Consider the following 14,439-nt stretch of genomic DNA (forward strand, 5'->3'; position numbering starts at 1 on the left):
GATAGGAAAACTCCATCGCTCCGGCATAATGAATATCACCAGTTAGGACGATCGCGCGATCGTGATTCTGCGTAATGCGATCGAGTAATTCTGCTACTGCATCGAGGCGAATATTCCAAGCATCACCCAGATCGGTTGCAAAAGTTTTACCATGACGGAGCTGATAATGATGTACCCAATCGATCGCTTTGAGTCCGAATAAATTAGTCGGCAAAATAATCAATATTTCTTTGCCTTGGGAGATCTCTGAATTTAAGTATCTAGTAATTTGAGCGTTTAATCCAGACTTACTCAATAATCGGGGTGCCGCAGCTAATTTGGCAGTTTGGGGATAACCCCGCTGAGTGCGAGTATCACAAACAATCGCTAGATAGCCACCACAATCGATCGCATAGTGCCAAGTCAAAGCTTGCGGATCGCGAGCTAAAATTAGATCTGCGCCATCAAGTTCAAATTCGGGTAAATTAGAATGTGGTTGACGGGGTGGCAATCCCACATATCGACCGATTTCGCATTCGATCCCTTCATCATAGCCCTGGGTATAAATCAACTCCGCCAACCAGCCAAACAACCGATAACCGCTCATCTCTGGCTCGAATTGGGCAGGCGTATTACCCCAAGCTTGAAATAAACTATAGGCGAGTAACGCGTTGCTGACAACTCGCCGCCCCAGCGGTTTGCCGAGTACCCGCAGACACCACGCCTGATTGAGATTCCAGTCATCGCTGACATCGTGGTCGTCAAAAATGGTATAGGTGACAATGTTCGCCAAAACGCGACGGACAGCCCACAGGGACGCAATAAAGCTGTGCATATCCGCCACTTCTCGATCCCAGGCAGCGGCTGATTTGACATCCTCACAACCTATTTGTGCCGCACTAGGGAGCTGTTGCGGCCAAACTATCGGCGACCAAGCGAGTAGATAAGCGGCGCAATATTCGCCCAATCCAAACAGATGACTGTTCACCTTCTCACGCTTGCGGTTTAAGCCAGCAGTAAACCCGCCCAATTTCGTCGCGATCTCGCCCCGTGCGCCGCTGGGCAATTCCTGAAGCGTACTATATCGAGGTCGATCCCACGTCCCCATCGGAATTTTTTCCGACCAGCCCAAAATCAATTCCCCTAACTGCGTCGCCACCCAGAGCAGAGGACTGGCAACATCATCCCCATAGATTTGATCTCCCGTCAAAAATAACTGTTGGGGACGAGTATCGGGTGTCTCGGCATTGGTAGCTAAAATGCGATCGAGAATGGCGAGGGCATCTTCTCCGTCACCGTGGGGTTTCCGACAGGAACCGTGGGCAATTTTAACGCGATTGAGATCGAGCGGCGGCAAGACAAAAGTTGGCAGCTCATGGCGGAAATAACTAATCGATACCGACGGATATTCGTCCGCAGTTAGTGCCGTCGCTAAATTATATTTAGTTTCACCGACGGTAAATTCGAGATCGTAAGCATAGATTTCACCCCGATTTAATGCTTTGCCATCAGGATGAGTCGCGGTGACGGTGACGATGTGGAGCGAGGTACCGACGGTGACTGTTTTCCGGCTACCAGTGGCGATCGGGAGATCGATCGTCTGGCCCCGATCGCGAGTACTATATACCTGCAAAGATACCCGCGCTGGCAACCGCAAAGCCAGCCACACCGTCACGCTCTCAGTCGTAGTATGCCGCAACATCGGCCCTGCCAAAACGAGCGGCAATCGATCGAGATCTAATGCTGGCGGATTAACCATACCGAATGATGATGACTGGTATCGTTATTCTAGCTACTTTACGATTGCCGCGAAACTCGATCGTGTATTGGTAAGATTACAAGCAGTCTACAGAGTATCTCGACCGGATAATCACTCGATCGTTATTTGACAGGATAAAATGTAAAAGTGTAGTTCTAAAGATCGAGATGACAATAACCCTTAACGTTCCGCTAGAGATAGAGAGACAGCTCGATCGAGTAGCCAAAGAGCAAGGTCTTTCGATGGAAGCTTATGCTCTAAAACTTTTGACAGAGAGTGTTTCACCTCAAAATAAGTCAACTAAATTGGTTAATCTACTTCAGTCATGGATAGATGAAGATGACACGCAAGAGCAGCAAGAGACGGGTGAATATTTGATTCAGGCTCTAGATGAAGATCGACTATCCGATCGTAAGTTATTTCCTGATGAATTAAAGGGTGTAACTTGGTGAGTCAAGTCGTTTTACTAGATTCAGGGCCAATTGGTTTAATTACTAACCCCAATCGATCTCCTGCGAGTGCTGCTTGTACCAACTGGATTCAAACTATTTCCACCGCAGGTGTTCGAGTCATCATTCCAGAAATAACTGACTACGAAGTTCGGCGGGAATTATTGCGATCGAATAAAGCTAAAGGGATTAAGCGGTTAGATGAATTAATTGAATTGGTAGAATATTTACCCATCACAACTGCGGCGATGAGACAAGCCGCTATATTTTGGGCAGAGGCTCGTCAACAAGGACAACCCACGGCAGGTGACAAAACTATTGATGGCGATATGATTTTAGCAGCGCAAGCAATGACTTTGAATGTTGCAGATGTTGTCATTGCCACGACTAATGTCGGTCATTTATCTAGATTCGTTCGAGCCGATCTGTGGCAAAATATCACTCTGAATCAATAATCGATTGCCTACGGCACGCTACGAGATCGATAAGCTAAAAGCTTTTACAAGCAGATATTAATTTTATGCAAAGCTGGGCACAATTAGAGACATTTGTGGAATGTCAATACTTTTGGTTGAATGAGGAAGATGATTCAGAATCCCCTCAGACAAGTATAGCTGAATTAGAAATATTCGAGCAAAATTATAACTTTTCTTTGACCTGCGACCCCGATCGAATAGGATCGATCGATATTGGAGCGAAGCTTTGGCTTATATACAAACCAGATTTTTCTATCTCAACTTGGTTTTCTGAAAAGCCAGACGAAATATTTCAGTCTGGACTAATTCAAATTGAGATAACTGAAAAATCCGATGATTACCATAGAATGCCTTGCTCCATTCAAATTTCAGTCCAAGCGAAAATCATAGATATTCTACCGTTTGAGTCAGTTGCAGATCGCTTCACTCCAACTTATACTGGTGAACCTTACTCTTTTTTAGAAAATTCAATGGATTCATATCATACAAATAATATGAATATGATAACCAGACTTCCTCAGCATCAAATTAATCCTCACATTAATCTTATCTCTGGTTACGATCGAATCGTCAGTGGAAATATAATTTTCATTAATTTCATCTATCTTCCTAGTGATTTTGGAGGATGGATTATCGTACAACAAAGACAAGAGTATGAATATCCTGTTTTAGTCGCGTACACAGAAATGACAACCAATTCATTAACTTTCATCGGACATCGCCCTCTTACTGCTGATGAATGGTTGTTCTTTGAAAAATGGGAACGCCAAATTCTTGGAATCGATCGAGAAATCAAAGATTATCTTGTAAAAACAAATGCAATCGAGCGAATAGTTGAAAATAATATTACAATATCAAAACAAGAATATCGACAAGCACAAGGAAATATTACACGGATAAATAAAGCCAATTACGATTACTGGTAAAATTAATTATTACGAGAAGCAGTTGGATCGGGTGAGCCTAAATACTCATGCAAAGTTTTTTGGGTGCTTGTTGTGGGAATGTTAACGATTGAAATCGTGGCTTGTGTTGCAAAGTCCGCCTACGCGGACTAAATTAAACCTAGTCTGCATAGGCAGACTTTGCATCATCAGGAGTGGTTTCAACCACTTTGAAGTTCTAGCTTCCCCCGATTATAACTATGACATCTGCTTTTTCCCGTTTTCCCGATCGATTGCAATCCGCTATTACTTCCCGCTTAGGTTGGACTTCCCTTCGCCCAGTGCAAGAGCTGGCGAGTCATGCGATCCTCGATGGCTATAATACGATCGTCCTCGCGCCGACGGCTGGGGGCAAGACAGAGGCGAGTATGTTTCCGCTATTGGCGCAGATGGTAGAGAAGGAACCGCAGGGGGTGGGGATACTCTACATCGCGCCGATTAAGGCATTGTTGAATAATCAAGCCGAGCGATTGGGGATGTATACAGAGATGCTCGGTTTGAGTCGGTTTCTGTGGCATGGGGATATTAAAGCCGCCCAGAAGAAAGCCTTCCGCAAGCAGCCAGCGACGCTGTTGATGACGACTCCCGAATCGTTGGAAGTGATGCTGATGTCGGCGAGTGTGCCGCATACACAGATGTTTGCAGATTTACGGGCGGTGGTAATCGATGAGGTTCACGCGCTGGCTGGGAGCGATCGCGGGGCGCATCTGATGTCCGTTCTAGAGCGGGTAATCCGGGTGAGTGCCAATGATGTCCAAAGAGTTGGTTTGAGTGCCACGGTGGGCAATCCTGACGCGATTCTGGACTGGTTGCAGGGCACGTCGAAACGTCCGCGCTGCAAGATCGATCCGCCGAAGGAGCATAGTAAGAAAGAGATTCGGATCTTGATGCAGGATTCTAAGACGGATATCGCCAATCGATCGAGTCTGTTGGCGCAGGGCAAAAAGAGTCTATTATTCTGTCAGAGTCGCGCTTTGGCTGAGGAAATCTCTGGAGCGATGCAAAATCGCGGGATTGATGTATTTATCCATCATAGTTCGGTGGCGTTGGAGGAGCGGACGCTGGCGGAGGAGCGGTTTGCCAATGGGCATAATAATTGCATCGTCTGTACTTCGACATTGGAATTGGGGATCGATGTCGGCGATTTGGATGCGGTACTCCAGGCGAATGCGCCCGATACGGTTTCGGCTTTTTTACAACGCTTAGGGCGCACGGGTAGACGCGGTGGGAGTGCGAATACGACGTTTTTAATCGATAATTCAGCAGCATTATTACAAGCGATCGCGATTATCGAATTAGCACGGCGAAATTGGGTAGAATCGATCGTCGTTTCCGATCGCAATTGGGCTGTATTAGTCCAACAATTACTTGCCCTAACGATGCAATTTAGTTCGATCTCGCCTGGTGACGCGTGGGCACAGTTATCGACGATTCCCGATTTTAAAGGGATTAAACGGGCGGAGTTCGATTACTTAATCAAGCATATGCTCAAAAATAATTATCTCTATCTGACTGGAGGGTTACTCGCGATCGGATCGGAAACCGAAAAAGCTTTCGGGCGCAAGAATTTCATGGCTCTCTATGCCGTATTTAGTTCGCCCCAACAGTATGAAGTTTATACCGAAAAGGAACAACCGATCGGATCTTTAGAACAGAAATTCATCGATACACTGACTCCCGAAATTAGTTGTTTCTTATTAGGCGGTAGAGCCTGGATCGCGCAATCGATCGATCGAGATAATCGATCTCTCATCGTCGCCCCCGCACCGCAGGGTAAGAAACCAACTTGGGGCAGATTTATCCCGCAATTTTTGGGTTGGGATGTGTGTCAGGAAATTGCCGCTTTATTAAAATCGAAACAGGATTTAGTTTATCTCGATTCGATCGCCAAATCGGTATTAAATAACGCTCGCGAAGAACGCCGTCAGGAGGTAATCGAAGGGACGGTTTGGGAGGAAGAGAAGGTGCAATGGTGGACGTATGCAGGTGGGAGAGTCAATCGCACGCTCAAATATGGGTTGGAATGTCTGTGGGGTTGGGAAGTCAGAGCCGATAATTTTCAAGTAACAATTTCTGGGGAGCATTTAACACCAGCCATGTTCGAGAGTGCGATCGCGGAAGTGACTAAGCCGGAGTTTTGGCAAGCTAAGAATACTCAGCAATATTTGTTAGCAAATTTACCTAATTATCGGTTTAGTAAGTTTCAGCAAGTTTTACCCGATCGATACGCTTTGGAGATGGTGCAGGGTTATTTATTGGATATCGATGGAATTGGTAAATTGAGCAAAATTTGATCGACATAAGTTATGATGTAGATACAAGGTTTATACGTGCCCATAGTGGGTATGTTTGAGTAATGGTTGGAAATGTCGCAAAATGGGGTAATAGCCTCGCTGTCAGGATTCCCCAACATCTAGCGAAAGAGATTGGATTAAGCGATGGGGTGGAAGTTGAGATTGTCGCGATCGATGGTAATCTGACAATTAAACCTAGAAGACAAAAACAGTATTCATTAGAGGAATTAATTGCCGGAATTACACCAGAAAATCGTCATGCAGAGATCGATACTGGGACATCTGTAGGGGAAGAAATTTGGTAATGACAAATAGCTACATTCCAAATCGCGGCGATATTGTCTATCTAGACTTTAACCCAACGAAGGGACACGAACAACGTGGCTATCGACCTGCTTTAATCATTTCGCCAGCGGCTTATAGCGAGAAGAGTTCGTTAGCATTATTCTGTCCGATCACCAGTCAGCATAAAGGTTATCCATTTGAAGTCTTGCTACCTGAAGACTTGCAAACCCACGGGGTGATTTTAGTAGACCAAATTCGATCTCTGGATTGGCGAGTGCGGCAAATAAAGTTTGTAGAAACTGTTTCACCAGAAGTAATTGCTGAAGTTCAGGCAAAGATCGCACCATTAATCTATTAATCGATCGATAGATACGCTTTGGAGATGGTGCAGGGTTATTTATTGGATATTGATGGGATTGGTAAATTGAAGCTCGATTAATGATAATCTCACAATAAAATCTACACAGCAAAAACAATACTCATACCCTGATGGCTCCTCAAGGAAATTACGAAGCTTTAATCCGCGAATTACTTACTGGTATTAAAGCTGGCTGGGACTACAAACGTATGCAAGTTTGGTTGTCAAGTAAAGCTCTTCAAGAGCAGGAGTTGGCACATTGGTTGCGGGAAAATGGATCGGCATTGTGCCGGGAAACCAAGATTCGGAATCAGTTAACTAGTTTGGCAATTTTGGGGTTGTGCGAATTGGCACAGGCAGCATCTGAAATACTTCAACAGCATAAGCCAATACCAACGGGTTCGCGAAAATTGTTCGAGCGAGGGAACTATTTACTTGGACTAGGTAAAGAGGAAGAAGCAATCATTCATTACCAGCGAGCAATTGAACTTCATCCTAATTTCGAGCAAGCTTGGTCAAATAAAGGGGCAGCTATGTCTAAATTAAGAAGATATGAGGAAGCAATTTTTTGTTTTGAGCGCGCAATCGAGCTTCAACCTGAGTTTTATCTGGCTTGGTCTAATAGAAGTGCCACACTGTCAGATATGGGGCTATATGAGGAAGCAATCGCTAGTTGCAATCGCGCGATTGAAATTAGACCGGATTGCCATCTAGCTTGGAATAATCGAGGTATTGCACTAGGTGGCATGGAAAAATATTTAGAGGCAATTAGTTGTTGCAATCGAGCAATTGAGATTCAGTCAGATTACCATGAAGCCTGGTTTACTAAAGGCATTATTTTAGTAGAGTTAGGACGATATCAGGAAGCAATTTCTAGTTACGATCTTGCAATTGACATAGCACCTAATGACTATCGATGTTGGTACAACAGAGGTGTTGTCATCTATAAGGTTAGAAGATTTGAGGAGACGATTGCTAGTTACGATCGAGCAATTGAGCTAAAACCCGACTTATACCAAGCTTGGTACAATAGAGGCATTGCACTTGGCGATTTGGGCAGATATACAAATGCGATTTCTAGCTACGACCGATCGATTGAGATTAAACCTGACAACTATCAGATCTGGGATAATAGAGGTAAAGCATTAGGGCTTCTGCATGGCTACCGAGTCCAAATCGATGCCTATAATCAGTCCTTTGAATATATTCACCCTGATACTCATCCAGAAGGCTGGATATTTTTACAACAACTGATTGGACGTACTCATTATTATGAAGGTAACGCTCGACAACGCGAGGAGCGGTGGGACTCCCAGAGTTACTATGATGATGCGTTGAATTGCTACCATAACGCCCTGAAAATACTTGCTTACGAAAATTTCCCAGAACTCCATTTTAAAATATCGATCGATATTTCTAGAGTCTATTTTGCCAAGAATAATACTCCAGTCGCTTATCAGTTTCAATCCGAAGCTGTCGATATCCTAAAGAACATTTTTACCGACCGAGCTACAGCCAATCATAAAAAAGGGAGCTTACTTCAATACGATCCTTTCCATCAACTCGATGAAGATTTGGAAATATGCTTACATTTGCCCGATCTTACAGACAATTGCGAATGATTTATTCGATCGAATATACACATCAATATCTATCCAGATCGGTGCTGCATCCTACGTCAAAGTAATTGAACTACGCTAAAGCACAAGTATAACCAGTATTTCTTACACCTATGGCGATCGTCCTTACACCCGAACACGAACGATTCATTCAGTCGCAAATTGACGCAGGAAAATTTAGCAACCCTGAAGAAGTCATCGATACAGCCTTTCGTCTGCTGGAGAAACAGAACACTGAATATTTTCAATGGGTGAATGAAGTTCGGGAAAAAATAGATATTGCTAGAGCAGAAGTTGCTAGAGGCGAAGTGCTAGACGGGGAAACAGTCGTAAACGATATTCTAAATCGGTTCCGTCAAGCAAGAGCAGCCCGATCCTAAAGGCAAGATCCTTGAACTAAGTATATTATAACCTTTGATATAATAATATTAACTCTTCACAGGAAACGATCGAATGAGTATAACTATTGCCAAGTGGACGATCGACCAATACCATGAGCTAGTTGCTACAGGTATTTTGGACGACAGGCGGGTGGAACTATTAGCCGGAGATATTGTCGAGATGCCACCAGAAGGAATGCCTCATGCCGTGTACTGTGGCAGAACGGTAGAATATCTCAGAGAATTACTGATAAATAGAGCGAAAGTGCGGGAAACTCACCCGATTACGCTCCCGAATAATTCTGAACCAGAGCCAGATGTCGCGATCGTGCGATCGCCTGATACTCAATATCTCGCCCACCATCCTTACCCAGAAGATATCTTTTGGTTGATTGAATATTCCGATACTATTCTTGCTAAAGATATCAATGTCAAGCAACGAATCTACTCTCAGGCGGGGATTTTGGAATATTGGGTAGTCAATTTACCAGCAGCAGAATTAATCGTGTTTAGAGATGCAGGTAATGATGGCTATGAAGCCCAAACTAAATTGACTATCGGCTCGATTTCGCCTTTATCTTTTCCAGATATTGAAGTTGAAGTTAGAAGGTTGTTTAGTATTTAAAATATATTTGAAATGGGAATCGATCGATTCGTACGATCGACTTGTAAGACATCTCTCAAGCAAAATGATGTTAAACCTAGACAAAATTCAAACGATCGCGCGTGACTATACGCCACAAGAAGTAATCGCCGCTCTAGTTTATCAACGGCAGTTTAATGAATTTAATGGGGAAGAAGTAATTACCGATTTGGCGGCTCATTCCCAACTGTGGCGAAGTTTTGTATTTTCTAAACCCATTTATGCGCCAGATAAAAGTGGGTTGAGCTTCTGCGGTACGGTAGAAACCTTGCTAGCGATAGCTAACTATCGTCCGATGCCAGAGGGTAGTATCATTCATTTTATTCCCTATCCTGCTGATACTCTGTATATCTTGGCCGAAAATCAAGATACGATCGTGTCCCAACTGATGGATCTTGGTAAAAAGTGGCGAGCGGATGAGGTGAGTATTTGCGATAGTAGTACTGAGAATGAAGAGGAGGATTGGGAATTTCGAGAATATGTCTCGCTCCGATTGCGAGGTGGCTTGTGGGGCGAAAACTTCAAACGCGATCGAGATGCGGTTATCATTTCTTACTGGTGGGATTGAGATGAGTGCCAGATGCGAGAAACCGCACCTTTCCTTCATCAAAATTTTTTACTAAGATCGAAGGTATCCGCATAGTCACACATCATTCATGACCGCAACTCCATCCTTATCACCGCTCCGTATTGCCGAAAAGCTCACCTGGAACTGGCGCGGACATCAGATTAAATATAGCGTTACAGGTGCAGGTCAACCGCTATTATTGATTCATGGTTTCGGTGCCTCGATCGATCATTGGCGCAAGAATATCCCGATCTTAGCTGAGGGTGGGTATCAGGTTTACGCGATCGATCTGCTAGGATTTGGTGGCTCGGATAAGGCGCAAATCGACTACAGCATGGAACTGTGGGAAGAATTAGTCGTAGACTTCTGGCATGAGTATATCAACCAGCCGACGGTATTTGTCGGTAACTCGATCGGGGCGTTGCTCAGTCTGATGTTGGTAGCGCATCATCCCGAAATTAGTGCGGGTGGCGTGTTGATTAATTGTGCGGGTGGATTGAATCATCGCCCTGATGAGTTGAATTTCTTGCTGCGAAATGTGATGGGAATATTTACGAATATTGTCGCATCCCCAGCCTTCGGTCAATTTTTATTCGATCGAGTCCGCCAGAAGTCCCGCATTCGGAGCAGTCTCTATCAGGTCTATCCGCGCCGTGAAGCCGTCACTGACGAACTAATCGACATTATCTATGAACCAGCTTGCGATCCTGGCGCACAGCAGGTTTTCGCCTCGATTCTGACTGCCCTGCCAGGGCCGACGCCTGAGTCGTTATTGCCAGAAGTGACTAAACCTTTGCTGGTATTATGGGGAGAAAACGATCCGTGGACGCCGATAAAGGGTGCGACGGTGTATCGGGAACTAGCTGCCAAAGGACAACCGATTCAGGTAGTGTCGATCCCGAATGCGGGGCACTGTCCGCATGATGAGTATCCAGAGGTTGTCAATCCGGCGATTTTGGAATGGTTGGCAGGGATAAAGTGATGAGGGAATTTTTTAAGATTGCTAGATAATGGCAGGTATGGCGTGGCACATGTAGCAAATTGACGATTTGACCCATCGGATGATGTTGCAGATCGTCAAAAGTTTCACAAATATGTTAGCTACATATGATTTTGAATGGGTATTGCCCGGTTGCGGGCGCGATAGTGTAGACCTTGTAATAGGCACAAGCAGATGCAAAAATGTATTAACTGGATAATCAAAATTATCTGCGGTACATTCGATCGAGCTAGCAAGATATAATTAATGTTTGGATCGAGCGATCGGCTATGAATGCACTCACGGAATTACAACAATGGTATGCCTCTAACTGTAATGGTGAATGGGAACATAGCTATGGTATCAAGATCGAGACATTAGATAATCCCGGCTGGTTTCTGCAAATAGAACTTGAGGAAACAAATCTTCAAAATAGTTATTTTGTTAGTACTGAAGTAGAGCATGATGAAAATGATTGGTATATTTGTAAGGTTGAGAAGAATAGATTTGAAGCATTAGGCGATCCTACTAAATTAAACAAATTAATTGAGATTTTCTTAGACTGGGCAAAGTCTCAGAATGCTGAGTGGTTGACGCCGCCATCATTAGGAGATTTGCAATTACAAGCCGATCGAGATTTTTATAATCTATTAATCGCTGCCCCAAGCTCTTCAGAGATCTGTCATCACGATCGCTGCAATAAGTTCCAGCTTGAGTATAGTGTGATGTGTGCAGAGCATCATTTTGAAATGCTGCGGAATTATCCATTCTCGGACACGATGGGAAGTAAGGGCGGCAATTTTGAAAATAATGATGGCGAGAGCTGCAATCTGATCTGAATTTGCGATCGGTCGATCGTGAGGCAAAATTCAGACGAGTTCGAGAGTTCGATCGATAGCTTAAAATGTATATTTATCGATCGTCTAATCTTGGCGATCGAGTTTTAAATTAAATTCGATATCTTGTAGGGTGGGCAGTGCCCACCACTAAAGTTTCGCGAAAATTATAGGGCTTAAAATTATTAAACTGACCTACTTAGTTTGTATCCAATTCTCCAGTATTTTGGTTAAAATAGAAACAGTTCCGATCGGAGAAAACATGGATTTTCGCGCACTGTCACCATTTGGGATCGAGCTTCATGGAGTCGAAATTACCACGCTCCAAGCTGAAGATATCGATGCTTTGAAGAACGCCCTTGCCAATCATGGATTTGTCGTCTTCCGCCAGCAGTTGGCGAATGATGCGGAATTTGTCAGTTTTCTCGATCGATTGGGGCGATTAACATTTACCATTGGTGAGACGCCCGTCGCGCATCAACCCGAGCTGAATGTAGTCAGCAATATCGGACGGACTACCCCACCTCGGAGCGTGTTTCATACTGATACTAGCTATATCGCACAGCCGCCTGCGTATACAGCCTTGCGGGCGGTGACAATCCCCACAACTGGTGGCGGGACGTTATTTTCGGATCAATATCGGGCTTATGAAACGTTGCCCAATTCAGTCAAAGAGCGGCTTGCGGACGCGCGGGTGCTACATGTCGTATCTGGTTTGACGCTAAAGGAAGGGGAAACCCAGAGCTGGCACCCCTTATTCAAGCGGCATCCGCTTTCCGGTCGGCTGGCGCTATTTCTATCGACACCAGAACGCTGTCAGGAAATCGCTGGGATTGCGCCAGCGGAAGCTAGGCGGATAATTCGGTTACTTTACCAACATTCTATTCGCAACTATCGCTTGTACCGCCATCAGTGGCGATCGGGTGATATTATTATTTGGGACAATCGGTGTACGATGCACCGTGCCGACCATTCGGCAGTTATTGGCGATCGATTATTACATCGCGGTCTGGTACTAAGTGCGTAAAATATCCTCATATCTCTAGTTTAGATCGAAGCCAGCTAATTCATGTGTTAGTGTGGAGCAAGCCGGAAAATTTTGGCTGAAGATGTAACGCACCTTGAAAATTAAATATGAGCACGATTAAAGTCGAAGTCTGCGAAATTTTGGAGATAAAACCGCATGGAAATGCTGATGCGCTAGAATTAGCCACCGTTCAAGGTTGGCAAATGTGTGTCAAAAAAGGCGTGCATCAACCTGGCGATTTAGTGGTCTATTTCGAGCAGGGTACAGTGTTAACTAAAGAAGTTGCCGAACGCTTGAATGTTGGTGCCTATTTATCTGAAAAAACTGATATTAATGGCGATCGAGTGTTGGTAGTTCACCGGATTAAATTACGGGGAGAACCATCGTTTGGATTGGTCGTTCATCCCGAAGAGGGGATGAAATTAGGTGATGATGTAGCCGAGTTTTATAGTGCGACTAAGTACTTCCCACCAGTTAAAGGTAATGCTGGCGATAGCGCGACTGACGATCCTTATTTTCCGAAATATACCAATCTAGAAAATATGCGGAGCTACCCTTGTTTATTAGCAGTCGGCGAAGCAGTTGTAGCTACCGAAAAAATTCATGGTACTAATGCTAGGGTTGGTTTTGTGTGGCACACGGATGAAGAACAGCCGACAATGATGGCGGGTTCGCGAACTTTGCGGCGCAAAGAACCAGAAGATCCCAATACAATTGTGGCAAATACTTACTGGTTTCCCTACACCTTAATTGGTGTCAAAAATCTGTTAGCACACTTGCAAAGTCAAGGACACAAACAAGCGGTCTTATATGGGGAAGTGTACGGACAAGGAATTCAAGCTTATACTTATGGTGCCAAAAGAATGAGTTTCCGTGCTTTCGATCTGATGTTGGATGGTAAATATGTCGATTATCAAACTTTCAAAGCTCTATGCGATCGGCATCAAGTAGAGCAAGTACCATTAGTATATGAAGGTGCTTTTTCCCTAGATATTATTCGCGGATTTTCCGATGGTGATTCCCTCATCGGCGGTACGCACGGTAGGGAAGGTGTGGTTGTCAAACCGATGGTAGAAAGGGACGATCCGAAGTTTGGCAGGGTGATTCTCAAGTATATCGGCGATCGCTACTTATTTGGTAAAGTTGCAGAACAAGATACTACTGATGTCTAGAGGATTTTCAATCTTTAGAATACCTTTTGTGCCCCATTATTTACTTTGAACATCGATCGAACCACGATACTGCTCGACGATTTATTTAGCAATTGCCAATCGATCGCCCGAACCACATGCCCAACGGGTGCGCGAGCGCTTCCCTACAGTTGTCTTTCAACAAGAGAGGATTTGTCAAGTTCCTAGAAATTGGCGGTCCTTCTCAATTAATCTTTCAACAACCGGAGACCACTTAAAATCACCAGCACGGTAGAACCTTCATGACCCAAAACGCCCAAGGGTAGGGTCATATTGCCAGTAAAATTGGCGATTAGCAGTATGACAATAAAGCTGAGGGCAAAAATGATGTTTTGTTTGACAATTCGCTCAGAGCGACGACCGAGCCGAATGGCATACTCTAATTTCTCCAAGCGGTCTGCCATTAATACCACATCTGCTGTTTCCAGTGCCACGTCACTCCCCGCTGTTCCCATCGCAATTCCGACGGATGCCTGAGCTAAAGCGGGAGCATCATTAATTCCATCACCCACCATCGCCACTGAGGGGTATTGTTGCTGAAGCTGGCGAATTACCTCCAGTTTATCTTCAGGTAAAAGTTCTGCATACACTTTATCGATCCCAATTTCCCAGCCAATACTGTCGGCTGTCCGCTCGTTATCGCCCGTTAACAT

General features: G+C 44.6%; 16 protein-coding genes. 14 read left to right on the forward strand and 2 right to left on the reverse strand.

Translation table 11 applies throughout. The features are described 5' to 3' along the window. Positions 1 to 1,738 (reverse strand): PhoD-like phosphatase (locus RMO52_RS03070; protein WP_310410735.1); only part of this gene is annotated, 1,738 nt, incomplete at its 3' end. A gap of 167 nt (positions 1,739 to 1,905) precedes the next feature. Here RMO52_RS03070 and RMO52_RS03075 point away from each other — a divergent pair. The 14 genes from RMO52_RS03075 to RMO52_RS03140 all read left to right on the forward strand — a co-directional run bounded on the left by RMO52_RS03075 (position 1,906) and on the right by RMO52_RS03140 (position 13,768). Further along, entirely contained in the window at positions 1,906 to 2,190 is a 285-nt protein-coding gene (locus tag RMO52_RS03075) for a hypothetical protein (protein ID WP_309739522.1), read from the forward strand. After that, positions 2,187 to 2,642 (forward strand): PIN domain-containing protein, encoded by a 456-nt coding sequence (locus tag RMO52_RS03080; RefSeq protein ID WP_309739520.1) that lies wholly within the window; start codon positions 2,187 to 2,189, stop codon positions 2,640 to 2,642. Before RMO52_RS03075 ends, RMO52_RS03080 begins: the two co-directional genes overlap by 4 nt. A 65-nt stretch (positions 2,643 to 2,707) precedes the next feature. Next, positions 2,708 to 3,589, forward strand: coding sequence for a hypothetical protein (locus RMO52_RS03085; protein ID WP_309739518.1), 882 nt, complete (start codon positions 2,708 to 2,710; stop codon positions 3,587 to 3,589). Between the two features lie 218 nt (positions 3,590 to 3,807). Then, entirely contained in the window at positions 3,808 to 5,901 is a 2,094-nt protein-coding gene (locus RMO52_RS03090) for a DEAD/DEAH box helicase (RefSeq protein ID WP_310410738.1), read from the forward strand. Positions 5,902 to 5,963: 62 nt separating this feature from the next. Further along, positions 5,964 to 6,206, forward strand: a complete 243-nt coding sequence (locus RMO52_RS03095; RefSeq protein ID WP_309744057.1) for an AbrB/MazE/SpoVT family DNA-binding domain-containing protein — start codon at positions 5,964 to 5,966, stop codon at positions 6,204 to 6,206. Then, positions 6,206 to 6,544 carry an endoribonuclease MazF gene (gene mazF / locus RMO52_RS03100; protein WP_309744055.1) on the forward strand — a complete coding sequence of 113 codons (339 nt, stop codon included), beginning with the start codon at positions 6,206 to 6,208 and terminating at the stop codon, positions 6,542 to 6,544. The genes RMO52_RS03095 and mazF overlap by 1 nt, the downstream gene beginning before the upstream one ends. A gap of 131 nt (positions 6,545 to 6,675) precedes the next feature. Beyond that, complete coding sequence (locus RMO52_RS03105; RefSeq protein ID WP_310410740.1) at positions 6,676 to 8,166, forward strand: tetratricopeptide repeat protein; 1,491 nt, start codon at positions 6,676 to 6,678, stop codon at positions 8,164 to 8,166. 110 nt (positions 8,167 to 8,276) lie between these two features. Continuing rightward, a complete protein-coding gene (locus RMO52_RS03110; RefSeq protein WP_309737724.1) occupies positions 8,277 to 8,543 on the forward strand; it encodes a type II toxin-antitoxin system ParD family antitoxin in 267 nt (88 codons plus the stop codon). A gap of 73 nt (positions 8,544 to 8,616) precedes the next feature. Continuing rightward, positions 8,617 to 9,168, forward strand: a complete 552-nt coding sequence (locus RMO52_RS03115; protein ID WP_309737723.1) for a Uma2 family endonuclease — start codon at positions 8,617 to 8,619, stop codon at positions 9,166 to 9,168. A gap of 67 nt (positions 9,169 to 9,235) precedes the next feature. Beyond that, complete coding sequence (locus RMO52_RS03120) at positions 9,236 to 9,754, forward strand: hypothetical protein (protein ID WP_396134866.1); 519 nt, start codon at positions 9,236 to 9,238, stop codon at positions 9,752 to 9,754. 88 nt (positions 9,755 to 9,842) lie between these two features. Next, on the forward strand, positions 9,843 to 10,736 hold the full coding sequence (locus tag RMO52_RS03125; protein ID WP_310410744.1) for an alpha/beta fold hydrolase: 894 nt from the start codon (positions 9,843 to 9,845) through the stop codon (positions 10,734 to 10,736). A 287-nt stretch (positions 10,737 to 11,023) separates the two neighbouring features. Continuing rightward, positions 11,024 to 11,572: an immunity 53 family protein gene (locus RMO52_RS03130; protein ID WP_309742685.1), complete on the forward strand. Its 549-nt coding sequence runs from the start codon at positions 11,024 to 11,026 to the stop codon at positions 11,570 to 11,572. A 259-nt stretch (positions 11,573 to 11,831) separates the two neighbouring features. Next, entirely contained in the window at positions 11,832 to 12,596 is a 765-nt protein-coding gene (locus RMO52_RS03135; protein ID WP_309742683.1) for a TauD/TfdA family dioxygenase, read from the forward strand. Positions 12,597 to 12,703: 107 nt separating this feature from the next. Further along, positions 12,704 to 13,768: an RNA ligase family protein gene (locus RMO52_RS03140; protein ID WP_310410747.1), complete on the forward strand. Its 1,065-nt coding sequence runs from the start codon at positions 12,704 to 12,706 to the stop codon at positions 13,766 to 13,768. 206 nt (positions 13,769 to 13,974) lie between these two features. On the opposite strand, the gene RMO52_RS03145 is transcribed toward RMO52_RS03140, so the two are convergent. Then, the coding region (locus RMO52_RS03145) for an HAD-IC family P-type ATPase (RefSeq protein WP_310410748.1) at positions 13,975 to 14,439 on the reverse strand (465 nt) is incomplete at its 5' end.

Source organism: Chamaesiphon sp. OTE_8_metabat_110 (assembly GCF_031382685.1).
In the GTDB taxonomy this organism is placed as follows: Bacteria; Cyanobacteriota; Cyanobacteriia; order Cyanobacteriales; family Chamaesiphonaceae; genus Chamaesiphon.